This is a genomic window from Rothia aerolata (assembly GCF_014635585.1).
Taxonomy (GTDB): Bacteria; Actinomycetota; Actinomycetes; order Actinomycetales; family Micrococcaceae; genus Rothia; species Rothia aerolata.
The window spans coordinates 261,891-283,117 of sequence record NZ_BMDC01000003.1 but is presented as its reverse complement, the minus strand read 5'-3'; the positions used below and the strand labels follow the sequence as shown (position 1 = coordinate 283,117).

Below are 21,227 nucleotides of genomic sequence, written 5' to 3'. Positions count from 1 at the left end.
TTGTTCCTTTCTTGATATTCCCGGGGCGCTTTAGATCAGTGCGCCCAGGGCGAGAAAAATGAGGGACAGCAGGGGCAGGGTGCCCTGCTTGAGAGCGGCACTGCGCTTATCGGGTGAAGAAAGAAAGAGCACAGCGGCGGCTGCGAACATGGAGCCGACCCCGGCAATCATGAGGGCAAGGCCCACGGAGGAGGAGCCAGCCAGAAAGAAGATTGCACCCACGGCGGCGATGATACCGAGGAAGAGGTTGTAGAAGCCCTGGTTATAGGCCATCTCTTTGGTCTGGGCAGCACTTTCGGGGGTGAGGCCGAAGACCGAGATACCTTTGGTGGTCCAGGCGAAAGATTCGATGTAGAAGATGAAGACGTGCAGGGCTGCTGCGAGCAGGGCGATGATTAGGCCGGTGAGAATCACGGGGTCTCTTTCAGATGGTTTTTGGAACGGTCGTTCTAATATATACTAGAACAACTGTTACAAAAAAGCACGAAAGCTATGGGGTAAAGCACATGGGCAGAACAGCCACCTTTGACCGGCAAGCCACCGTTGAGCGCGCCCGTGACCTCTTTTGGGCGCAGGGTTATGACGCCACGGCCGTGCCCGACCTCGAACGGGCAACCGGGCTTAAACGCTCCAGCCTCTACCACGCTTTTGGCTCTAAGAAGGGTCTGTTCGACGAAGCCGTGCAGAGCTACCTCAATGACAGGGTGCGGCCGCTGCTGGCTCAGATGAAAGATGCGGACGCCGCCCCCGACACTCTCGCCCGCTACTTTAAGAAGGTGCGCGGCGGCGTCCTGACAGAAAAAGTTCACCCCGGCTGCCTGCTCATTGCCGCGGCTAACACGCCGATTGGCGCAGACCCGGTGGTCGCCGACGTCATTACAGGCTACTACGATGAACTGCTTGAGGCCTTCACCGCGGGAGTGCGCGCGGCATCGTCGAAACTTTCCGAAGAGCAGGCCCGGGCGAGGGCACAGGCGCTGGTTGCCCTGAACGTCTCAGCCCTGGCGCTGGCGCGCACCAGCCCCTCGCTGGCGGTCGCCAACCTCGATGCGGCACTGAGCCTGTGCGAGCAGTTAGAGGACTAACCCGGCCCTACTTCTTGAGGGTGCGGGCAACGCGAAGTACCGGTACCGCCACTGTATCTTTGTTCACCAGCTCCTGGGCCGGAGTGATGATAACTCCCAGCATACCCACCGCTGAACCGATAGCGGTTTCAAGCAGGCGGGCGGTCAAGAGCTCGTAGTTGGTAAAGGGGTTGGCCAGGTAGATCATGAACATGGCAAGCGGGGTAATGAAGAGCATGGCGAAGCCGTAGTTGCGTAGCACAAACATCTCCCCCAGAAACTGTGAGAGCACCACCAGCACCAGCACGTGCCAGGTATCGGGCTGCAAAGAGATGAAGAAGGCGGTGATCAGAATGCCGCCGAAGGTTCCTAGAACGCGGTTAATGCCGCGCACCACCCGGGCAACGGTGTTGGCTCCCAGCAAGACAGCCGCTGCGGCAACCTGCGCCCAGTAGCTGTGCGAAAGACCGGAGAGCTCACCGATCACACCGGCCGCCAGGGTGGTGAGAAAGAAGTAGAGTCCGCGTTCGAGAACCTGCCGGTTGGTGAGCCCGTGGTTGGGTGGTTCACTGAAGATAATGCCCCGGGTGCCCTCACCGAACCAGCCAAAGACAAAGCCCATCAGCACTGAGAAACCGGCGGCAAGAACCGTCAGCAGCAGGGACTGGAACGGAATCCCGTTCGGGGGAATAGAGCCGATAGCGCCGGTGGCAAAGATAAAGAAGATTCCGCCGGCCGGGCGCAGGCTCCAGCGGATTGCCAGCATAGAACCGATAGCCCCCACCAGGGAGCAGGTAAGAATCAGCACCCAGGGGTTGGCCCCGAAATTGCCCAGCAGCAGACCCACTCCGGTGGCAAAGCTAAGAATCAGCCCCGCCTGACTCTGGTGCCTAAAGCGCATCTGCGGCTTCTCCAGGCGGGCATAGATAGAGGTGAAAGTGCCGAAAGCCGCGAAAATAGTGAGATCTTCCCTGCCCAAAAGCACCAGAATGCCCAGGGGTACAGCCACCGAAATCATAATTCGGGTGGCAGCCACGTGGTCTTTCTGGCTGGGGGCAAAGGTGAACATCTGCTGGTACGACTGCTGGCGAATACCCACAAAACTCCTTCTCATGGTGGGGCTGAACTTTGCTGGACGGGGTGACTAGTCGGCGATGAACTCAGAGATCATCTGGCGCTGGTCTTTGCTCAGGCGCACGATGGAACCGGCTTCTGGCATAAAGAAAGCAAGCACCGTCGAGGCGCTCACGCAGTGCTGGCCAGTCTCGGCATCGTAGACGTCGTAGGCGATGGTCAGCGAGGCCGCCGTAGCCTTGGCCAGGTAGACCTTGATGCGGGCGGGCTGGCCCCGATAGGGCAGGGGCGCCCGGTACTTGAGGTGGTTCTCCGCCACCAGTGCCTGGACGCCGCTGGGGAAGGTCTCGAAAATCGGTAGCAGGGCGCGGGGTGAGTTTTCGGTCGGCTCCCCCGAGGACGGCGGCGGGCCCAGCACCGCGATACGCGCCTCTTCGAGTATGCGCATCATGGTGACGTTGTTGATGTGCCCGTAGGCGTCCATATCGCCCCATCGCAGGGGAATATCGACTGTAAAAACCTTGGTGTCTGCGCGCGCGTCCATAGAAGCGATTTTACTCCGGCAGGGGCGGGGTGAACCCCCGCGGGGCTTTTCGGCTTGGTCACAGCTGAGGGCGGGCTTTCAGCAGCGAGAGCCCAGCCGGAGGGAAGCCGCGACGCGCCGTATGGACTGAAAGACCCCTCCAAGCCCTCTAGGGGCTTGCAGGGGTCTTGAGGGAATCAGGCGCTAGAGGCTTTCCGCAGGCTGGGTTTCCCTCTGGCTGGGCTTTTCACCCCAACGCGGTGGCCTCCTAGCCCTGGCGGGCCTTCAGCCTGGGGTTCTTCTTGTTGATAACAAAAACCTTGCCGCGGCGGCGCACAATCTGCGAACCGGGCTGGTTCTTGAGCGAGCGGAGGGACTTGCGTACCTTCATGGTGTTTCCTTTCCTAGGTTTCCTGCAAGGCTAAGCAGGTTGGTCGGTGGTTTGGCAGGAGTCGAAGAGCTCCTGGAGTTCTTGGGGGTCGAGGTCATCGCCGGTAATGGCAATGGTGGTGGTCAGGGGCCGCTTGGTTTCGCCCTGGCTGGCGAGCCAGACGGCGGGGCCGATTCCCTCCACCGCTATCTCTTCGCCGGGAAATTCCTCAAGCTGCACGGTTCCGCGCACCCGGCAGGCACCCTCTACCATGCGGGGTAAGGCCTCGGCGAGTTTCTCCTGGCTGATGGGCTTCTGGCTGGTGAGGACGACGGTGCGGAAGTTCTTGCCGTCAGCCAGGGGTTCTGTGGGCAGGTAGCCGGCCTGGCTCCGCTGAAAGGCAAGCTGGCGCTCGAAGCAACCGCAGCTGGTTGCTTCCCCTCGCAGGAGGGCAAGGTGGGGGCCGATGTGCTCAAGCAGCTCTTCGGCTCGTTCGCGTTCGGCGGCGGTGGAGTGGGTCAGGGGTATTTCTGCCAGCACGGCGGTGTCTGCCCAGCCCACTTCTCCCACGAGGAACTCGCCGGGGGTTCGCTCGTCGTCGCAGCCGCCCGAGCTGACCCGTGAGGACATCATGCCCGAGTCCCAGAGGTCATCTTCTAGGGTGCTGGGGTCAAGGGCAAGCAGGGCGTTTTTAACCGGCACCTGTGCCTGTTCGGCGGCGGAGATACAGGTTTTCAGGGAGACCCCAACGGGGAGAACCACAATGATTTCCCTCTCCTCCAAGCTGTGGTCAAAATAGTCGCTCAGCAGGGCAAGCGTGGCGTAGGAAGCGCAGTTCCCCTCCCAGGAGATCGTGGAGGAGGCGGTGCTAGCCGGGGCTTGCCGGGTGATTCTCAGGGAGAGTTCCCCGTCTTCTTGAGAATCGAGAAGGTCAATCGTGAGCAGGAGGGGCTGCTCCCCCACCTCTGATCGAGCGCTGAGGAATTGCTCGATGGCGGCATTACGGGCCCAAAAACTCAGGGAGGAAATGACAGAAATCGGCATAACCCAAAGAGTATATGATAATGATTCTCATGTAAAGTTAGGGTAAATACAAAAATCCCCCGGTGGCACCACCGGGGGATTTTTCAACACACAGACATTGAATGCATGAGAAGAACATGCGCTCGATACATCCAGTCTAAATGAAAACGATTCTCAATTGCAAACCATTCTCAGAAAAAATTTCTACAGCTCACCCGAACTTGCCGCCCGCGCCTCGGCGAACGCGGCGTCGTCCGGAGTATGAACCTTACGCACCGCGGCGAAGTAGACCATCGTGAGCACCATATAGTAGACCGCACCCACGATAGCGGGAGTGGAGCTACCCTCGTTCACAAAGAGCGCCACGGTAATCGCCAGCAGCAGCAGAATACCCAGGCCGCCGGTCACCCGACCGCCCAGTACCCGGAAGGCAGAAGAATTGCCCTCCACCCGCTTGAAGGCGAGGTAGGTCATGAGAATCAGAATCCAGACCAGCAGGGCCGAGACCATCACCAGCGCCATCATGGTGCCGAAGGCAGACTCGGGGGCAAATACCGCCAGGCAGATAGCCAGCAGAACACCCAGGGCCGATGCCCACATGGCGCGGGCGGGGGCACCGGCAGAGGTCACCTTCGCCAGGGCCGAGGGAGCCATGGAGTCGTGCGCCAGCGAGTGCAGCAGGCGGGTACCGGCATAGAGGTTGGCGTTCGCCGCCGAGAGAGCTGCAATCAGCACCACCAGGTTGGTGATGGTGGCAATCGCCGGAATACCCAGCTGCGAGAAAACCAGCACAAAGGGCGAGGTCTGCACCGAGCCGTCCAGCTGGGCGGCCTGCTGCCAGGGAATCACCGCAACCACCACGAACATGGCCAGCACGTAGAAGGTCGCCAGGCGCCACATCATCGCCTTGGCAGACGAGCGCACCGAGCGGGCGGGATCTTTCGCCTCTGCTGCCGAAATGGAAATCATCTCAATACCGCCGAAGCTAAACATCACCACCGCCAGCGAGAGCCACACGGAGGTGAAGCCGCCCGGCATAAACCCGCCGTCATTGGTCAGGTTAGAAACCCCCGAGGCCTCATGGCCGGGCAGGCCGAAGAAGACCAGGCACAGGCCCACCACAATAAAGGCAATCAGAGCGATGACCTTGATGGAGGAGAAGATAAATTCAGCGCTACCAAAGAAGCGCACGCTGCCGATGTTGAGCACGATAATCAGCGCACCAAAAACCGCAATGCCCGCCCAGAGAGGAAGCTGCGGCCACCAGAACTTCAGATAGGTGGCCACCGCCACCAGCTCAATACCGGTAATCACCATGGTGCAGGTCCAGTAGCCCCAGCGGGTCAGGTAGCCGGCGTAGGGGCCCAGGTACTTGGCTGCAATGGAGCCAAAGCCGCCGCGCACCGGGGTGTGCACCGCCATTTCACCGGCGGCACCGCCAATAACGGCGGCGAGCAGGGAGCCAATCGCGTAGGAGAGAATGACGGCGGGCCCGGCCATCGCGATGGCACCGCCGGAACCCAAAAACAGGCCGGTGCCCAGCGCTGAGCCCAGCACGATCATGGTCATTTGGCCGTGGGAGAGCGAGCGCTTGAGGGTGTGCTCGCTATCCTGTTGGCGTGAAGTAATAGAACTTGCCACGGTTATCCTCGCTTGTGGTTATCGCTGCTCGGCGTCTAGGGGCTGCTGCTCGGTGACACTGCGTACCTCGTCAAAGGCGGAGTTATCAGCGGTTTGCACCTTGCGCACAGCAACAAAGTAGACAACGGAAATAATAGCGAAGAAGAGCAGGCCGATGGTGGCAGAGGTTGCCATATCCCCCACCAAGAAGAGGGAGACCAGGGTGATAATCAGACCGAGAATCGCCACGCCTGCGGTTGCCGAGCCACCCCACACGCGGAAGGGCGAGGCGTTGCCCTCCCTGCGCTTGAAGCTGAGGTAGCTGAACATAATCATGAACCAGGTGACCACCACGCAGAAGGTTACCAGCGCCATCATCTTGGTGAAGATTCCACCCACGCCGGTGATCGCGAGGACGACGGCGGCAACGGCTCCCAGCGTTGAGAAAGCAAGTGCCATGGCAGGTACGCCGCGGGCGGTGGTGCGGGCCAGGGCAGCCGGTGCCATGCGGTCGTGGGCCAGGGCGTGCAGCTGACGGGTGGAGCCGTAGAGAGCAGCATTGGCACCGGAGAGGGCGGCGATGAGAACCACGAAGTTGGTGATACCGGCGATGTAGGGAATGTGCATCTGCGAGAAGACCATCACGAAGGGTGAGGTTTCAATTTCACCCTGGAGTTTGGCTGCATCTGCCCAGGGAATGAGGGCAACAATGATAAAGAGGGAGAGCACATAGAAGAAGGCCAGGCGCCACATCATTGCCTTGGCGGCAGAGCACACCGAGCGCACCGGATCTTTGGCTTCTGCTGCCGAAATGGAGATCATCTCAATACCGCCGAAGCTAAACATCACCACAGCCAGGGCGAGAAAGACTGAACCGAGGCCGTTAGGCATGAAGCCGCCGTCATTGGTCAGGTTGCCCAGGCCAGAGGCAGGCGCATCGGGCAGGCCGAAGAAGACCAGAACCAGACCGAAGAGAATAAAGACGATCACGGCGATGACCTTGATCGAGGAGAGGAAGAATTCGAGGGTGCCGAAGTTCTTCACGGTGGTAGCGTTCAGCCCCACAATCACCAGGGCAAAAACAGCAACCCAGGCCCAGAGCGGAATCTCAGAGTACCAGTACATCATGTACTGGCCCACCGCCACGAGCTCTGCACCGGCCAGGGGCACCATAGTGGCAACGTAGGCCCAGCGGGTGAGGTAGCCGGCGTAGGGTCCTAGGAATTTAGCGGCGATGGTGCCGAAGCCGCCGCGCACCGGGTAGCGAACCGCCATTTCACCGGCGCAGGCACCGATGATAGCGGCAATCAGGGAGCCAATGGCGTAGGAAACAATCACGGCGGGGCCGGCAATCGCGATAGCGCCGCCGGAACCCAGGAAGAGGCCGGTGCCCACCGCCAGGCCCAGGGCAATCATGGTCATCTGACCGTGGCCCAGGGAGCGGTCTAGCTCTCCGGAGTTCTTCTGCAGAGTCTGAGAGGTCATGTGTGCGAACCTATTTTCAGCTTAAAAGGATGAACTGTGCTGTGCTTATGCTACCCGGTTCGCAATAATAATGCGGAATTTAATCCTTAAACACACGAATCTTGTCGATAAGTTGGCTCATTGCGCTTGAACCAGCCAATCAGCGGCACGGTCAGCGGCATGAGAACCACCTCAACCACCACCTTGTAGAAGTAACCCACCAGGGCGTAGTTGAGGAACTGGCCCAGGGTTTCAATTCCCAGAATCGGTGCGGCGATAGCGCAGAAAATAAGGGTGTCTGCCAGCTCCCCCACCACGGTGGAGCCCACTAGCCGGCCCACCAGGAACTTGCCGGAGGTCTTATTTTTCATGGCCACCATTACCCAGGCGTTGAGCAGCTGGCCGGTCAAGAAGCCCAGCAGGGAGCCCGCCACGATTAGCGGCACCGGAGAGAGTACCGCCTCGAAGTTTGCCTGACCCTCGTAGAAGCTGGCGGCGGGCAGCTTAATCATGATCCAGAAGCACAGGGAGGCGAAGAGGGCGGTGGCGAAGGAGAAAACAATTGCCTTGCGAGCGCGGGCGAAGCCATAAATCTCGCTCATAATATCGCCGATAACGTAGGCGAGGGGAAAGAGGAAGAAGCCGCCGTCGGCAATGATCGGCCCGAATTCCACGCCCTTGGTGGCTCCGATGTTGGAGAGAATCAGTAGCACAGCGGTGGCGCCGAGGAGTAGGTCGTAGTAGGTTCGCGCAGGACGAGCGTAGGTCGGCTGAGCCTGCTGCCCGTCGGTTGCGCGGTGATTGGGGGCGTGTGAAGACATAGTTCTTCCCTTAAAAGGTAGGGAGACTTATTCAAAAGGTCCCTCAAGACAGCCCGAGCGCGCTGGCCAACTGGCATCGGGGCTGGCGTTTAAGGGAGGTTGGCCAGCGCGCTCGGGCTGGATACCCTACCTTTTAAATATGACTCTTAGGTGTTTGTTTTTGCCCGTCTGCCACCCAGGCGGGCAACAGTGTATCACCTTGGGGCGGGTTGAGTCGCCGAGAGTTGAAACCTGAGAGGTAGCTGACAGATGCCCACAAAGTGTCACTAATTGGTGACGGATTGGTATAAAGTGTCATTATGCCTCGAATTTCAGCAGCCTCTAACGCAGCCCAGCGCGAGAACACCAAGCGCGCTATTCTTGATTCTTTCGGTCGCCTGCTCTACCACCAGGGCCTGCCCGGCTTGACCATGACAGACGTTGCTAAGAACGCCGGTATTGGTCGCACCGCTGTCTATAACTATTTTGCTGACATGGGTGAACTTCTGGTTGCCTACGCTATGGATGAGACCGACAAGTTCCTCACCGACCTCAACCAGGAACTTGAGGGAATCACCAACCCCATCGATAAGCTGGCGGTGTATATCCGCTTAGAGATTGAGCGGCTTTCCCTGCACCACATGCCTCCCGGCCCCGCTATGCGCTCGGTACTCTCCCCCGAGTCGTACACCAAGCTGGGCAAGCACGTTGCTGAGCTACAGATTGTTCTCTCCCGCATTGTGGGTGAGGCCATGGCCCAGGGCTATATTCTCGAAAACGATATTCGCGAGGTAGCCCAGCTGATTCACGGCTCACTCTCTGCCAGTGCTAACCGCACGGACGACGCCGCTGATGCTCGGGCGCGCGACCGCCACATTGAGGCAACCATCCGCTTCATTCAGATGGGTCTGGGTGCCCGTTTTGATGAGGCGGGTAACCCGGTTCGTCTCGATGGCTCCTCCGAGACGGTTCAGCTCAGCGCTGTCTCCTAGTGTCCTAGCCAGTTGCCCTGGGGCGCAATAAAAGTAATAAAATCCCCATACCCCCGCTTCTGAGAGAATAGCTGTAACCTCTTCTACAGAGTTATAGACAGTTTGACCTTTTCTCTAGGAGCTTCCGTGCTGTACAAGAAACAACTGACCGGTTCCAGCGTGGGGCTGGTCTTTGGTTCTTTCTCTCCCCTGCACCGCGGGCATATTGATGAGATCCTGCGGGCCAAGAAAGAGAATGACGGCGGCACCCTGGTGGTTCTCTCCGGTTACGCTGGCGACCGCGGCGAGCAGGCGGGTATGCCCTTTATTAAGCGCTACCGCTACGTTTCAGAATTTTTTAAGAATGATCCCCTGGTGGTCGTGACCTTTTTACCCAACCGCACCGAGGGGCTTTCTGAGGGCACCTGGGATTCCTGGCTGGTTGAAGTGGAGAAGCTCTGGGCAGCTAACACCGCGGGTTCGCCCCAGAGAAACTGGTACTGTTCCCGGGCAGAGTACGCCGATTTAGTCTATTCCAAGCTGGGCGAGCGGGTCAGCCAGCTGGACCATTCACTCATTGGGGTTTCTGCCAGCCACCTCAGGCAGAATCCGCTGCGCTATTGGGACTATATCGCCCCGACCTTTCGCCGCTTCTTTACCAAGAATGTTCTGGTTATGGGCGCTGCCTCCGGCGGCAAAACCACCCTGGTTGAAGACCTGGGTAAGCTCTTTGCCGCTCCCTACTCTTTTGAATACGCCCGCCACTACCAGCTTGAGGCGAATATCCGAGATGAAGACTACGACCTGCTGGACTATCAGAATGTGCTGACCGGCCAGTTCCAGGTCAACCGCAACGCCATTGAAAGCCCCGGCAACCGGGGGCTGGCACTCATGGATACCGATGCCATGGTCACCAAGTGCTATGCCCAGCTCTCTGCCGAAGATTCCGCTTCAGCTCTGACTCCCGAAGACTGGGAGACGCTTAAACCCATGGCCGATTCGCTCATTGCCAAGGCACGTTGGGATTTGATTCTCTTTGTTCCCCCGGTCTCTGCGGGCGACTATGTGCGCGACGGTTTTCGCTCGGAGACCCACAACGATGACTCCTACCTGACCAAGATTTCCCGCCTGATGCTGGCGGAGGTAGAAGCGGCCGGTCTGAGCGACCGGCTGGTGATGCTCAGCGGAACCGGCTACTACGACCGCTACGAGCAGGCCAAATCTGCTCTTCAGGCCCTCATCAAACCCTAAATACCCGCTTTCTAAGGAGAAAGTTTCGTGACCGTCACTTCCGGCCCAGCCACCGCTCCCCAAAGTTTCTGGCGGGCTGTCTACGCAGATCTTTTTCTGGGTTACACCCGCTTTGAAAAAATCTTCTACCCCGCGCTGATTCTCTTGCAGGTGGTCTTTGCGATTGCCTATCCGACAGGAATCGTCGGCTCCATCATCGCTATTTCCGGTACCATCTGTGTGGCCCTGGTGGGCAAGGGGCGTATCTCCAACTACTTCTTCGGCGTTATCCAGAACGTGCTCTATTTCTGGCTCTCGCTACAGGCGGTCTTCTACGGCGAGGTCATGATTTCGGTCTTCTACGTGCTCACCCAGTTCTGGGGCCTCTACACCTGGCGCAAGAACCTCACCCCGGCGGCGTCCTCAAGCGCCGCTGCCGACTCAGCGACGAAAACCGAACCCCGCGACGTCCTCACCCGAAGAATCGGCATTGTCGGCTGGCTGGCCATTCTCGCTATTCTTGCCGCCGGCACCTGGCTTTACGGCCTCCTTCTACAGGAACTCAACTCCAACCAGCCCTTTATCGACTCCTTTACCACCGTTATCGCGGTAATTGCTCAGATTCTGATGGTCTACCGCTTCCGCGAGCAGTGGCTGCTGTGGATTACCCTGAACCTAGCGCAGATTGTGCTGTGGCTGACCAGCTCCGAGCCCGGCTCTCTGGACATTGTGGTCATGTACATCGCCTTCATCTTCAACTCAGTCTACGGCTGGTACAACTGGTCGAAGCTCTCGAAGCCGGTCAGCGCCTAGCTAGGACTCAGGGGTGAGGACGCCGCCTAGGCGAGTACTCCCACCGGTTTCGGCGTGAATTCGGGGAAGACCTGCCGAATGCGAGTATCGTCCACACCCAGCCCCTTCTTCATTACCTCAGCCGCCAGCGAGCGGTAGTCGGTCTGAATGGCGTTGTCCTTGTCCTGGGCGTTCTTCAGTCCCGCCCAGGAGCCGCCGGCGATTTTACCGGTTGCCTTGCCCGAGAGAATAAAGGAGAAGTTGCCAGCGCCGTGGTCGGTGCCCAGCGAAGCGTTCTCAACGGTGGTGCGGCCGAACTCGGAGACGGTCATCACCACGATTTTCTGCATTCGCACCGCGCCCATGTCCTGATAGAAAGCGCCCAGAGCATCGCCGAGCTCCTTGGCCAAGGTACCGAGTCGGCTCTTCTGTTCGCGGTGGGTGTCCCAATCCCCGTGGTCTACGGTGACCACCTGCACGCCTCGTTCCGCCTTAATAATCTGGGCAATGTCTTTCATGGACTGCCCCAGCTCTGAGGAGCCGTAGTTGGCACCGTTGGCGGGGGTGTAACCGGCGCTGACCAGGCCCTGAATATCAGCCATAGCATTGAGGGTCTGCGAGGCGGTCTGGCCCAGGATTCCTCCCACCGAGTTGGCGATGCGGCGGGCGGCCCCGGTAATAGTCTCTTTATCGGTGGCGTTGGAATTCACCCTGAAGTCGGCAAAGCCGTTGACCGCCAGAATATCCTGGTCAGACCCGTAGAAGGCACCCGCCATGCGGGAAGCATGGGAGAAGGCTCGGAACTGCGACCGATTATCGGGGGTAAGATCCAGCAGACGAGCCAGCCACCCAGTTTTGTACTGCACCGGCGCTGAGCGGTCTACCCGCTCGTAGTTTGAAAAGTGGGAGCGGGTGTTCTCATCAATACCCACCGAGTGCACGATGGAAAGGTCACCGGCAATCCACGCCTTCTTCAGCCCCGCCATCTCGGGAGCCAGCATAAAGGTGTTATCGAGCTTGTAGGCACCCTGCATACTCAGCGACTTGCGGGTGGTCTTGCGCTGGGACTTGTAGTAGGAGTCGTTATAGGGAGTCACCAGCGAAAGACCGTCTGCCCCGCCGCGCAGGTAAATCATCACGAACACCGTTCCGTCACCCAGCGGTTCAGCGCCGTAGGCATAGCGCGGGGCCAGGGATTCGGTCATCATCAGGGTCGAAAGCGACAGCACGCCCGCGCCGCCTGCCAGCAGGGTGCGGCGGCTCAGCGAGCCCACCCCGCTGCGGTGATTCATGCGCTCTAGGGCAATACTGTTTGCCTGCTCTACTGACCTAATCGTTTCGCCGGTTTCGGTATCCACCAGAAAATTGCGGCGGTCATCGCCGGAGTGGTGGTGCACCTGGTGCAGCGCGTCGTCCTTCAAATAAAAAGTATCCAGAGGTTTCATCTCTCAAATTTCCTTAGCCTGTGGTTCGCGGAGTTAGCTGATTAAGAAGTGGGGCGCGGTGAGGGTCGCCTCGACCATGCGGTTCAGCTGGTCTTTATTAGCGACGACGCCGCCGCTGGGCGCACCGCTCAGCGCCGCCTGCTCGGTGTGGGCGGTAGCGTAGCTTGCGATGGCATTGACTACCTCGGTATTAGTGAGTTCAAAGCCGGTCAGGTAACGGAATACCATCTTGGCGGCGTCCATCATCTTGGTGGAACCAATCTTGACCCCGGTTCTGCCCGCCCAGTCAATCGGGCTAGCCCAGCGCGCCAGAGAATCTGCCGAGCCGCCGTCCCACTTACTCACGTAGTTGGTGTAGCGGTTGAACTTTGACAGACCCGCGTAGGTGACAGAGTTAATCCAGTCGGCGGCATCGAGCGAGTAGCCGTTGGTGGCGGGAGCGTCGAAGGGCACTCCCCCGGTGCTGTATTTGAGGGTGACAAACATCTTGTAGAGCGGCTTGTGCATAGTATCGGTATTTGAGAGGTTGTTGCTCGCCTTATTCAGCTGGAGGTTTCCACTGGCCATTAGCGAGCAGAGCACAGTCCAGGGGCGGCGGATAGTTTTACCGCCAGAAGCCCTAAATTCGGCGGAGGTCAGCAGCTCGCGCAGCACCGGGCGAATATCAGTGTCGTTGCTGACGTAGGTGGTTGCCAGCCGCTGCGCCAGGGACTCATAAGGGTCGTCCTGACCCACGAAGAACTGAATCAGACGGCGGGCAATACGCAGGCCGGTATAGCGGTCGCGTGCAAGATAGTCGGTGAGCTCGCGCACGGTCTTATAAACATCGTCGGGGGTGGAGCCGCTGTTCTGAAAGGTCTTACCGGCAACCGTCATGGGGCCAAACTCGTGCAAATCAGGGCGGGCCTCGGTGAACTCCTGCTGAGTGTGGCCGCGAACGCCGGTGAGCAGCTTTGCCACAGCCACCACATCTGCCTGGCTGTAGCCCTTCTGCTCGCCCCAGCTGTGCAACTCCATGAGCTCCCGGCCCATGTTTTCGTTAAGGGCATAGCGGGTGTTGGTGTTGTTGTCGAGGAAGTAAGACATGGTCTGGCAGGTGGTGATGTTATAGAGCATGTCCCGGTACTTGCCCAGGGCGCCGTTAAAGAGCAGGGCCACGTAGTCGTGGTAGCCCTCGGGTGACTTTTTGATGTTGGTTGCCAGCATGTCTGCCCAGAAAAGCGCCATGGTTGCCTGCAACTGCTTCTTGGATCGCCACATACGGTGAAGAGCAGACTGGATCACATAGACGCTCACGTCATAGGGGTGGTTTTTATTTTTAGGCTGGTAGGTATTCCAGAAGTTGAAGTCGCGGGTGATGTTGCCCGGCGGGTCGATGAAGGTGGAGGGGAAGATCGCCTTGCGTTCCTTCTCATACTGGGGATCTTCTTGAATACGCTCGGGGTTTAGCTGTTCTTCTAACCAATTGTTCACGCCGCGCTTCTGAATATAATCAGCCCAGTCCTGGGTTGCTGCAACGTTTACTTTTCGGGCATAAAACCATGCCTCGCTGGTGCTCAGCTTTTCACCGGCGAGGTAGGCAGAAACGAAATCCATGGTGGTGTGCGTTGCCTTTGCAGTAGGGAGTAAGGTCTTCTTACCTCTATGCAGGGCGAGATGATCAGTTATCAAACCTACAACACTTTGACTCTGACTAGGGAAGACTCTACAACAATGGCGACAGAACTGGCGATTGTGGGGACAGCTGCCCCATAACCCAAAAGTTGCAGTTTTGGTTCTTATTCAGAGGTTTTAAGAACCAAAACTGCAACTTTTGGGTTAAAAGTACGCCCGCACCTCAAAAACGCCGGGCACGCAAAAAGCCCCGGCTTCTTTCGAAACCGGGGCTTTTTCTCTGGCGGAGGATGGGGGATTTGAACCCCCGAGGGCGTGAACCCAACACGCGTTCCAGGCGTGCGCCATAGGCCGCTAGGCGAATCCTCCAGGCTGTTGCTTAGCTGTAAAATCACAGCTTCACGAAAGCGAACAGATACGAGCTTACCCAAGATTTTCCCACCACGCAATTCCAGACCCCAAAAACTAGAGATAGCTGCATCACACCGTAGCGAAAGCATAAGAAAGTCCTGGTGAACCGGTAGAGATTCAGCTCCCAAATAGCCTGCTCACCCGACCCACCTCAGCGATTTCACAAAAGTCGCCCAACCTAGTACACTCGTATGTGCCCCTTACGTGGCGTTATCTTGGAGAACTCCCCCAGGGCCGGAAGGCAGCAAGGGTATCTGGGCTCTGACGGGTGCGTAGGGGGTCTTTTCTTTTAAGGCTCCAGACCCCAAATTTTCCAGCCCTGTTTTTCCAGCCCCTAGAAAAATTGGCTTATTTTGTCAGTGGGGGTCAGTAGACTGATTTCACAGATTTGTATCCGCCCCACGAACGTATAGGGTTGAGCTGTGAGTACTGCACTTTATCGTCGTTATCGACCGGAGACGTTTGCTGATGTTATCGGCCAGGAGCACGTAACCGAGCCGCTGATTACCGCGCTGGCTCATGACCGAGTGAATCATGCCTACCTCTTTTCCGGCCCCCGCGGCTGTGGCAAGACCACCAGTGCTCGCATTCTAGCCCGCTGCCTCAACTGTGCCCAGGGCCCCACGCCTACCCCCTGCGGCCAGTGCGATTCCTGCCGGGAACTTTCCCGCGACGGTGGCGGTTCGCTCGACGTTATTGAGATGGACGCCGCCTCTCACGGCGGTGTTGACCACGCCCGCGATTTGCGCGAGCGCGCTACCTTCGCCCCGGTGCGGGATCGCTTTAAGATTTTCATCATCGATGAGGCTCACATGGTCACCCGCGAGGGCTTCAATGCCCTTCTGAAGATCGTGGAGGAGCCGCCGGAGCACATCAAGTTTATTTTTGCCACCACCGAACCTAACAAGGTGCTGGGCACTATTCGGTCCCGCACCCACCACTACCCCTTCCGGCTGGTTCCTCCTGAGACTCTGCAGAATTATCTGCAAGGTCTCTGCGACGAGGAAAATGTGCAGGTCGAGCCCGGCGTGCTGCCGCTGGTGGTACGGGCGGGTGGCGGTTCGGTGCGCGATTCGCTGTCTATTCTGGATCAGCTCATGGCTGGCTCTGGTGAGTCGGGCATTACCTATGACCTCGCGGTGGCCCTGCTGGGCTTCACCCACGGTGAGCTGCTCGATGAGGTAGTTACCGCCTTTGCCGGTGGTGACTCCGCCGAGGTGTTTGCCTCCGTTGACCGCGTGATTCAGACCGGCCAGGATCCCCGCCGCTTTGTTGAAGACCTGCTGGAGCGCTTCCGCGACCTTATTATTGTGCGCGCGGTGCTCGATTCTGCCCAGTCTATTCTGCGCGGAATGAGCACTGACCAGCTCGACCGCCTCAAACAGCAGGCGGCGGGTTTTGGCGGTGCCGAGCTCTCGCGCGCCGCAGACGTTACCAACGAGGCGCTGAACGAAATGTCTGGCGCAACCTCCCCGCAGCTGCACCTGGAACTACTCTGCGCCCGAATTTTGCTGCCCGCCGCCGACAAGTCCTCTGCAGGTCTGGGTGCACGCATGGACCGGCTGGAACGCCGTCTGGCCTCGGGCGAGGTCGCGGCTCCCGCTGGCGATTCTTCAGGACGACGCCGCGGGGCGACTCAGCCTGCCCCAGCAGCTTCTACCCCGGAGCAGGCGGTCTCAGAGAATCCTGCCGGTCAGTCCAACAGCGGGGAAAATCAGCCCCGCCAGCCCGAAAAGCTACAGTCCGCGCCGTTAGCGGGTCTGCGACGTCCTGCGCCCGAACCGGTTGCGCCGGCTCCCGAGCAGGCGCCAGCCCAAGCTGCACAGCAGCAGAGCCAAGCTCCGCAGCAGCAACCGGCGCACGGGCAAAACACCGTGATGATGGTGGCCAACTCCTGGCAGGAGATTCTGGGTCACGTGCAGTCGCCCACCGCCCGCAACTGGTTTGGCAACTGCGAACCATCGAAGTTTGAAAACGGAGCGCTCTACATCCGCGCCGATATTAACACCCTGCGCAGGGTCAAGGAATACATTCCCCAGCTGAAAACTGCCCTCTTTGAGGTATTGCAGCTGCGGGTAGACATTCATGCTGAGGTGGCCAAGCAGCCCCAGGCTCCCAGGGGAGCAGACCAGGCTACCCCGGCGCCCACCGGTCAGGGCACAGGTGGTTCGCAAGGCAACTCGCAGAACCCCGCCTCGCCGCCGCTGGCGCAGCAGAGCCAAGCTCACAATCAGGGCATGACCGAGAATCAGGCTGACCAGCAGAACCAGGCTGTGCAGCAGGCGCCAATTGCCGAAGGTCCCCGCGGGGGCGAGGATGCCTGGCGCACCCACGGCCAGCCCCGCACCACCGAGGCTCCCCAGTGGAGCACCGAAGACTGGGATAATCCCGTGACCAGCTGGGACGTAGCCTCGATTCCCACCGAGCAGGAGAGCTCCAAGAACGAAAACTCAGAGCAGACCCAGCCCGAAGCTGAGCCTGAGCAAGGCTCTACCCAGCCCGCTGAATCTCAGAGTGTGCCGGAAGATAGGGCTGTGCAGAATAACGAAGCACCGGCCTGGGGTGCCCAGAACTCTGCCATGCAGAATTTCGTTGCGCAGAACCAGGGCGCCCAGAACTGGGACTCTCAGCAGAGCCAGGATTCCCAGTCCGCCGACAGCGCCTGGGGAGCTTCAACCGGTCGTTTCGATAACGAGCCCGTGGACGACTGGGCCAATGAACCCGACCAGGAGCCCTCTCCAGAAACCGGCCCTCAGCTACGGGTAATTCAGGGCGAAGCCCCCGAGCATAAGGATCCGCTGGAGCAGGCGCGGGAAAACCATCCGTCGTCGGGGCGCTGGCGCAAGCCTGACATCAGCGCGGCAGCTGACCCTGAGCCGTCCCGCCAGGCAGAGCAGGGCCAGCGCTCCAACCAGCCCCAGCAGGAGTCCCAACAGGAGTCCCCTGCCAACAGGGATCCGCAGAAGCTGACCGGCCGGGATCGTTTTGAGCATATCCGCGCCCAGCAGCGGGCGGCTCGGGAAAACGGCGAAGCTGTGCCCGGTGCCCCCGCCCAGGAGCCCTCGGAGAGCCTCAAGTACTGGGCCAGTAACTCAGACTGGGGTGGAGGCAACGGCTATAGCGACCGCAAGGTTGACCCCAGCCATACCTTTACCGATAATCCCGCTCCTGAGACAGCTGACTCGCAGGCGGCGGCTGGAGCAGCCCCCACCTCAGTTTCAACCGAAGCTCCGCAGAGTAGCGGGCACGCGCCGTCCTTCAGGGAGCGCTACGCCGAGCAGCTACAGGCGGGTCAGCGCGCCAGCGAGCAGGAGGCGGCCGCCCGCAGCCGCTCGCAGGGCGGCAGCAGCGAGCCTGAGAACCTCACGGTCTCAGACGAGGACGAGGCCCTGGAATCGTCCATACTCGTTGGTCAGCGGGCCGTCGAGAAGATTCTCGGCGGCGTGGTGATTGAGGAAATCCCCCACAGCCAGTAAGGTGCTCGATTATCGCCGGAGAACACCAGCAACTAACCACAGCACCTAAGGAGTCAGAATGTACGACGCAGCGGTACAGAACCTCATTGATGAGCTCGGTCGCCTGCCCGGCGTGGGCCCCAAGTCGGCCCAGCGCATTGCGTTTTACATTCTCAACGCCGACTCCGCCGAGATGGAGAAGCTCACCACCGCAATCTCTACCGTCAAAAAGACCGTGAGCTTCTGCGAGGTCTGCGGCAATGTCTCCGAAACCAAGCTCTGCGCCATCTGCCGTGATGAGCGCCGAGACCCCTCGGCGATTTGCGTGGTGGAGGAGCCCAAGGACGTCGTGGCGGTGGAGCGCACCCGCTCCTTCACCGGCCGCTACCATGTGCTGGGCGGTGCCATTAACCCCATGGCAGGTTTAGGGCCCGACCAGCTGCGTATTCGCGAATTAGTGGCGCGTCTCTCTGACGAGCGCATTCAAGAGATTATCCTGGCTATGGACCCCAACCTTGAGGGTGAGGCCACCGCCACCTACCTCTCGCGTCTGCTGGTGCCGCTGGGCATTCGGGTTTCCCGTCTGGCCTCTGGCCTGCCGGTGGGCGGTGATCTCGAGTACGCCGACGAAATTACCCTGGGCCGCGCTCTCGAGGGACGCCGGGTGATTTCGGAGGGCATGCGGGCAGAAGCTAAGGACGCCGCCGCCGACTTTGAAGAGGCGATGGAAGAGGAGGCCGCCGAGCGCGCCGAGTCTGCACCGGAGCCTGCTCCCACTAAACGCTGGTCAGGCTCAATGTTCGATGACATTGATGGTGCGCAGGAAGAGTCGGGCGAGCAGGGCTCCCTCAACGAGGAGCTGTTAGAGCAGACCCTGGAGGAGCAGGAGGTTTCCACCTCGGAAGAAGAACGGGCTAAGCGCCGTGCGTCCTACGAAGAACGCTTAGAAGAGCTGAAGAAAACCCCGCTGCGCACCCCCACCCCCAAGGTGCCGCCGATTCCCGGTGCCACCTACGTCAATCCCTGGACCTAGGGTTTCTCCGGGCGAGCCAAAGAAGTAAGTCTGCTGTCTTTATGGGATAATGGGGTGAGCACACCCCGTCTACCGACCGATTCAAAGGAGAATCATGGCTCTCATCTCAAAGAAAAAGCTGGCCTTTGCAGCCCTCAAATACACCCCGGCAGGTACCCCGATTAAGGTTGCCAGCATGGTACTCAAAACCAAGCTGGGTCGCCAGGCTGTGAAAAAGGTTGCCTCGAACAAGCCCACTTCGTCCCTGCCCCTGCTGAGTGCCGCCCTGCCCCAGGCTGTGCAGAGCAAGCCTGCCGATCTGCCCTTCTACGGTGCTGGCCCGGTGCGTTCCGTCTGCCGTGCCTATGGCAAGACCTTCCGGTTCTCCGGTCGCGCGTCCCGCAGCGAGTACTGGTGGTACGCCGCCTTCGTTCTGGGCACGGGCGCTACCTGCATAGCGATGGATTACTCGAACAACACCAAGGGTGGCGGTGCCACCCACATGTCGGTGTGGCGCGGCGAAGCAGAGCAGAAAGACGAGGCTCGTCAGGAGCTCACCCGTGATTTAGCTATGGCAGATTCTCGTGCTGACAAGTTGGCTGCCTACCGTAAGGCATTCGAGAAGGTGCGTGCGAATGCACCCAAGTCCAAGCCTTCACCGTTGACTCTTGGCGTTGCGGCGGCAACCGCCCTCCCCTACACTGCCCTGAGCGTGCTCCGCCTGCATGATTCGAACCTGCGCGGTTGGTGGTTCTTGCCCGCCGAGGTTCTCTGCCTAGCACCCTTCCTTTACCTGAGGAAGCCCCGTGCCAAGGGCGTGCGCTTCGACCGCACCCGCTAAAGACCGCCGCTCACCACCACGCCGCACCCGCGCCGTCATAAAGTCGTAATACTCGTAGCATTATCACTTTGTGAAACAATTTAACGCCCGCTTTGCCCCAGCCCCTACTATAAAAATTGCCGGGAAAACCCATGCCCGGTGCCAACAACGTTTGACTGGAGTAATTCAATGAGCCTGATTGTCCAAAAGTTCGGTGGGTCTTCCGTTGCTGATGCCGAGGGCATTAAGCGCGTTGCTCGCCGCGTTGCGGACACTCGCAGGGCAGGCAACGATGTCGTGGTGGTGGTTTCCGCTATGGGTGACACCACCGACGATCTGCTAGACCTCGCTGCTGAAGTGACCCCGAATTCCGGCGCATCGCGCGAACTGGATATGCTGCTGACCGCCGGCGAGCGCATTTCTATGGCCGTGCTGGCTATGGCCGTAAACGCTGAAGAGGGTGTAACCGCTAAGTCCTTTACCGGTTCTCAGGCTGGCATGATTACAGACGGTATTCACGGCTCTGCCCGCCTGGTGGAGGTAAACCCCGGCCGAATTCGCCGTGCCCTCGAAGAGGGAGACGTGGCGATTGTTGCAGGTTTCCAAGGTATGAACCGCCAGACCGGCGATATTACGACCCTGGGCCGTGGCGGTTCAGACACCACTGCCGTGGCGCTGGCTGCTGCCCTGGATGCCGACGTCTGCGAGATTTACTCAGACGTTGACGGCGTCTTTACCGCCGACCCCCGCGTGGTGCCCAGCGCCCACAAGCTCGATACCATTACCAGCGAAGAGATGCTGGAAATGGCGGCTAACGGCTCTAAGATTCTGCACCTGCGTTCCGTAGAATATGCCCGTAGGTTCAACCTGAAGCTGCACGTACGCTCGTCATTCTCACAGCTTGAAGGAACAGTAGTGATCCCGGAGAACACCGAGGATTTCAAGCCCAATAATTTGAAGGAGATTCCCTTGGAACAGCCGCTCATCTCAGGTGTTGCCCACGACCGCAGCCAGGCAAAGGTGACCGTTGTTGGTGTGCCCGACGTTCCCGGCTCCGCAGCGCAGGTTTTCGGCCTCTTGAACGAGGCAAACATTAACCTGGACATGATTGTTCAGAACATCTCAACCGACCGCCCCAACGTGACCGACATCAGCTTCACCCTCCCCCAGGATCAGGGCGATAAGGCAGTTGCTACCCTCTCGCTGGCTAAGGAGAAGCTGGGCTTTGAAGAGATCAAGTACACCGAGGAAATCGGTAAGCTCTCCCTGGTGGGCGCGGGTATGAAGGCCAACCCCGGGGTTTCCTTCAAGTTCTTTGAGGCACTTTCTAATGCGGGCGTGAACATTCAGATGATCTCCACCTCTGAAATCCGCATCTCGGTCATCACCGAGCTTGAGAAGCTCGACGAAGCCGTGCGCGCCGTTCACACCGCCTTCGAGCTGGATACCGAGGGCGAGGCCACCGTCTACGGCGGCACCGGCCGCTAGGACGCCGCTGGCTCGGCTGACAGCGAAAGCGCGAGTACCCCGCTGCTGGGG

At 59.5% G+C, this 21,227-nt stretch carries 18 protein-coding genes, 1 tRNA gene and 1 other RNA gene; 9 read left to right on the top strand and 11 right to left on the bottom strand.

The features are described from left to right. Window positions 1-30: 30 nt before the first annotated feature. Window positions 31-414, bottom strand: coding sequence for a DUF1304 domain-containing protein (locus IEV00_RS09230; RefSeq protein WP_188360068.1), 384 nt, complete (start codon window positions 412-414; stop codon window positions 31-33). Between the two features lie 92 nt (window positions 415-506). Between IEV00_RS09230 and IEV00_RS09225 the strand changes: the two genes are divergently transcribed. Continuing rightward, window positions 507-1,085: a TetR/AcrR family transcriptional regulator gene (locus tag IEV00_RS09225; RefSeq protein ID WP_188360067.1), complete on the top strand. Its 579-nt coding sequence runs from the start codon at window positions 507-509 to the stop codon at window positions 1,083-1,085. Window positions 1,086-1,092: 7 nt separating this feature from the next. On the opposite strand, the gene IEV00_RS09220 is transcribed toward IEV00_RS09225, so the two are convergent. The 7 genes from IEV00_RS09220 to IEV00_RS09190 all read right to left on the bottom strand — a co-directional run bounded on the left by IEV00_RS09220 (window position 1,093) and on the right by IEV00_RS09190 (window position 7,959). Continuing rightward, window positions 1,093-2,178: an FUSC family protein gene (locus tag IEV00_RS09220; protein WP_188360066.1), complete on the bottom strand. Its 1,086-nt coding sequence runs from the start codon at window positions 2,176-2,178 to the stop codon at window positions 1,093-1,095. 30 nt (window positions 2,179-2,208) lie between these two features. Beyond that, the gene (locus tag IEV00_RS09215) at window positions 2,209-2,682 is read right to left on the bottom strand and encodes an acyl-CoA thioesterase (RefSeq protein WP_188360065.1); all 474 of its coding nucleotides are present in this window, start codon (window positions 2,680-2,682) and stop codon (window positions 2,209-2,211) included. A gap of 247 nt (window positions 2,683-2,929) precedes the next feature. Next, complete coding sequence (ykgO, locus tag IEV00_RS09210; protein WP_188360064.1) at window positions 2,930-3,052, bottom strand: type B 50S ribosomal protein L36; 123 nt, start codon at window positions 3,050-3,052, stop codon at window positions 2,930-2,932. Between the two features lie 30 nt (window positions 3,053-3,082). Beyond that, on the bottom strand, window positions 3,083-4,075 hold the full coding sequence (locus IEV00_RS09205; protein WP_188360063.1) for a CobW C-terminal domain-containing protein: 993 nt from the start codon (window positions 4,073-4,075) through the stop codon (window positions 3,083-3,085). Window positions 4,076-4,258: 183 nt separating this feature from the next. Continuing rightward, a complete protein-coding gene (locus tag IEV00_RS09200; protein WP_229723162.1) occupies window positions 4,259-5,695 on the bottom strand; it encodes an amino acid permease in 1,437 nt (478 codons plus the stop codon). 18 nt (window positions 5,696-5,713) lie between these two features. Next, window positions 5,714-7,159: an amino acid permease gene (locus tag IEV00_RS09195; RefSeq protein WP_188360062.1), complete on the bottom strand. Its 1,446-nt coding sequence runs from the start codon at window positions 7,157-7,159 to the stop codon at window positions 5,714-5,716. 86 nt (window positions 7,160-7,245) lie between these two features. Next, entirely contained in the window at window positions 7,246-7,959 is a 714-nt protein-coding gene (locus tag IEV00_RS09190; RefSeq protein ID WP_188360061.1) for a queuosine precursor transporter, read from the bottom strand. Window positions 7,960-8,258: 299 nt separating this feature from the next. Here IEV00_RS09190 and IEV00_RS09185 point away from each other — a divergent pair, with 299 nt between their 5' ends. The 3 genes from IEV00_RS09185 to pnuC all read left to right on the top strand — a co-directional run bounded on the left by IEV00_RS09185 (window position 8,259) and on the right by pnuC (window position 10,952). Continuing rightward, complete coding sequence (locus tag IEV00_RS09185) at window positions 8,259-8,930, top strand: TetR/AcrR family transcriptional regulator (RefSeq protein WP_188360060.1); 672 nt, start codon at window positions 8,259-8,261, stop codon at window positions 8,928-8,930. Between the two features lie 126 nt (window positions 8,931-9,056). Continuing rightward, a complete protein-coding gene (locus IEV00_RS09180; RefSeq protein ID WP_188360059.1) occupies window positions 9,057-10,160 on the top strand; it encodes an AAA family ATPase in 1,104 nt (367 codons plus the stop codon). 27 nt (window positions 10,161-10,187) lie between these two features. Beyond that, window positions 10,188-10,952, top strand: a complete 765-nt coding sequence (pnuC, locus tag IEV00_RS09175; protein WP_188360058.1) for a nicotinamide riboside transporter PnuC — start codon at window positions 10,188-10,190, stop codon at window positions 10,950-10,952. A gap of 26 nt (window positions 10,953-10,978) precedes the next feature. On the opposite strand, the gene IEV00_RS09170 is transcribed toward pnuC, so the two are convergent. The 3 genes from IEV00_RS09170 to IEV00_RS09160 form a co-directional block, all read right to left on the bottom strand. Then, window positions 10,979-12,376 carry a DUF1501 domain-containing protein gene (locus tag IEV00_RS09170; RefSeq protein ID WP_188360057.1) on the bottom strand — a complete coding sequence of 466 codons (1,398 nt, stop codon included), beginning with the start codon at window positions 12,374-12,376 and terminating at the stop codon, window positions 10,979-10,981. A 33-nt stretch (window positions 12,377-12,409) separates the two neighbouring features. Then, on the bottom strand, window positions 12,410-13,972 hold the full coding sequence (locus IEV00_RS09165; protein ID WP_188360056.1) for a DUF1800 family protein: 1,563 nt from the start codon (window positions 13,970-13,972) through the stop codon (window positions 12,410-12,412). Between the two features lie 299 nt (window positions 13,973-14,271). Beyond that, window positions 14,272-14,359, bottom strand: a tRNA-Ser gene (locus tag IEV00_RS09160). 233 nt (window positions 14,360-14,592) lie between these two features. Between IEV00_RS09160 and ffs the strand changes: the two genes are divergently transcribed. The 5 genes from ffs to IEV00_RS09135 all read left to right on the top strand — a co-directional run bounded on the left by ffs (window position 14,593) and on the right by IEV00_RS09135 (window position 21,176). Next, window positions 14,593-14,689, top strand: an RNA gene (gene ffs, locus IEV00_RS09155) — signal recognition particle sRNA small type. Window positions 14,690-14,823: 134 nt separating this feature from the next. Then, a complete protein-coding gene (locus IEV00_RS09150; RefSeq protein WP_188360055.1) occupies window positions 14,824-17,877 on the top strand; it encodes a DNA polymerase III subunit gamma and tau in 3,054 nt (1,017 codons plus the stop codon). A 58-nt stretch (window positions 17,878-17,935) separates the two neighbouring features. Continuing rightward, window positions 17,936-18,889 carry a recombination mediator RecR gene (recR, locus tag IEV00_RS09145; protein ID WP_188360054.1) on the top strand — a complete coding sequence of 318 codons (954 nt, stop codon included), beginning with the start codon at window positions 17,936-17,938 and terminating at the stop codon, window positions 18,887-18,889. Window positions 18,890-18,983: 94 nt separating this feature from the next. Next, a complete protein-coding gene (locus IEV00_RS09140; protein WP_188360053.1) occupies window positions 18,984-19,709 on the top strand; it encodes a DUF805 domain-containing protein in 726 nt (241 codons plus the stop codon). A gap of 168 nt (window positions 19,710-19,877) precedes the next feature. After that, entirely contained in the window at window positions 19,878-21,176 is a 1,299-nt protein-coding gene (locus tag IEV00_RS09135) for an aspartate kinase (protein WP_188360052.1), read from the top strand. Window positions 21,177-21,227: the final 51 nt, after the last annotated feature.

What these genes read in the sequence shown, in the direction of transcription:
- IEV00_RS09215 (WP_188360065.1), bottom strand. Translation starts at nt 2,682, where the DNA reads ATGGACGCGCGCGCAGACACCAAGGTTTTTACAGTCGATATTCCCCTG.
- IEV00_RS09195 (WP_188360062.1), bottom strand. Translation starts at nt 7,159, where the DNA reads ATGACCTCTCAGACTCTGCAGAAGAACTCCGGAGAGCTAGACCGCTCC.
- IEV00_RS09140 (WP_188360053.1), top strand. Translation starts at nt 18,984, where the DNA reads ATGGCTCTCATCTCAAAGAAAAAGCTGGCCTTTGCAGCCCTCAAATAC.
- IEV00_RS09185 (WP_188360060.1), top strand. Translation starts at nt 8,259, where the DNA reads ATGCCTCGAATTTCAGCAGCCTCTAACGCAGCCCAGCGCGAGAACACC.
- IEV00_RS09135 (WP_188360052.1), top strand. Translation starts at nt 19,878, where the DNA reads ATGAGCCTGATTGTCCAAAAGTTCGGTGGGTCTTCCGTTGCTGATGCC.
- IEV00_RS09165 (WP_188360056.1), bottom strand. Translation starts at nt 13,972, where the DNA reads ATGGATTTCGTTTCTGCCTACCTCGCCGGTGAAAAGCTGAGCACCAGC.
- IEV00_RS09170 (WP_188360057.1), bottom strand. Translation starts at nt 12,376, where the DNA reads ATGAAACCTCTGGATACTTTTTATTTGAAGGACGACGCGCTGCACCAG.
- IEV00_RS09225 (WP_188360067.1), top strand. Translation starts at nt 507, where the DNA reads ATGGGCAGAACAGCCACCTTTGACCGGCAAGCCACCGTTGAGCGCGCC.
- IEV00_RS09205 (WP_188360063.1), bottom strand. Translation starts at nt 4,075, where the DNA reads ATGCCGATTTCTGTCATTTCCTCCCTGAGTTTTTGGGCCCGTAATGCC.
- recR (WP_188360054.1), top strand. Translation starts at nt 17,936, where the DNA reads ATGTACGACGCAGCGGTACAGAACCTCATTGATGAGCTCGGTCGCCTG.
- IEV00_RS09220 (WP_188360066.1), bottom strand. Translation starts at nt 2,178, where the DNA reads ATGAGAAGGAGTTTTGTGGGTATTCGCCAGCAGTCGTACCAGCAGATG.
- ykgO (WP_188360064.1), bottom strand. Translation starts at nt 3,052, where the DNA reads ATGAAGGTACGCAAGTCCCTCCGCTCGCTCAAGAACCAGCCCGGTTCG.
- IEV00_RS09190 (WP_188360061.1), bottom strand. Translation starts at nt 7,959, where the DNA reads ATGTCTTCACACGCCCCCAATCACCGCGCAACCGACGGGCAGCAGGCT.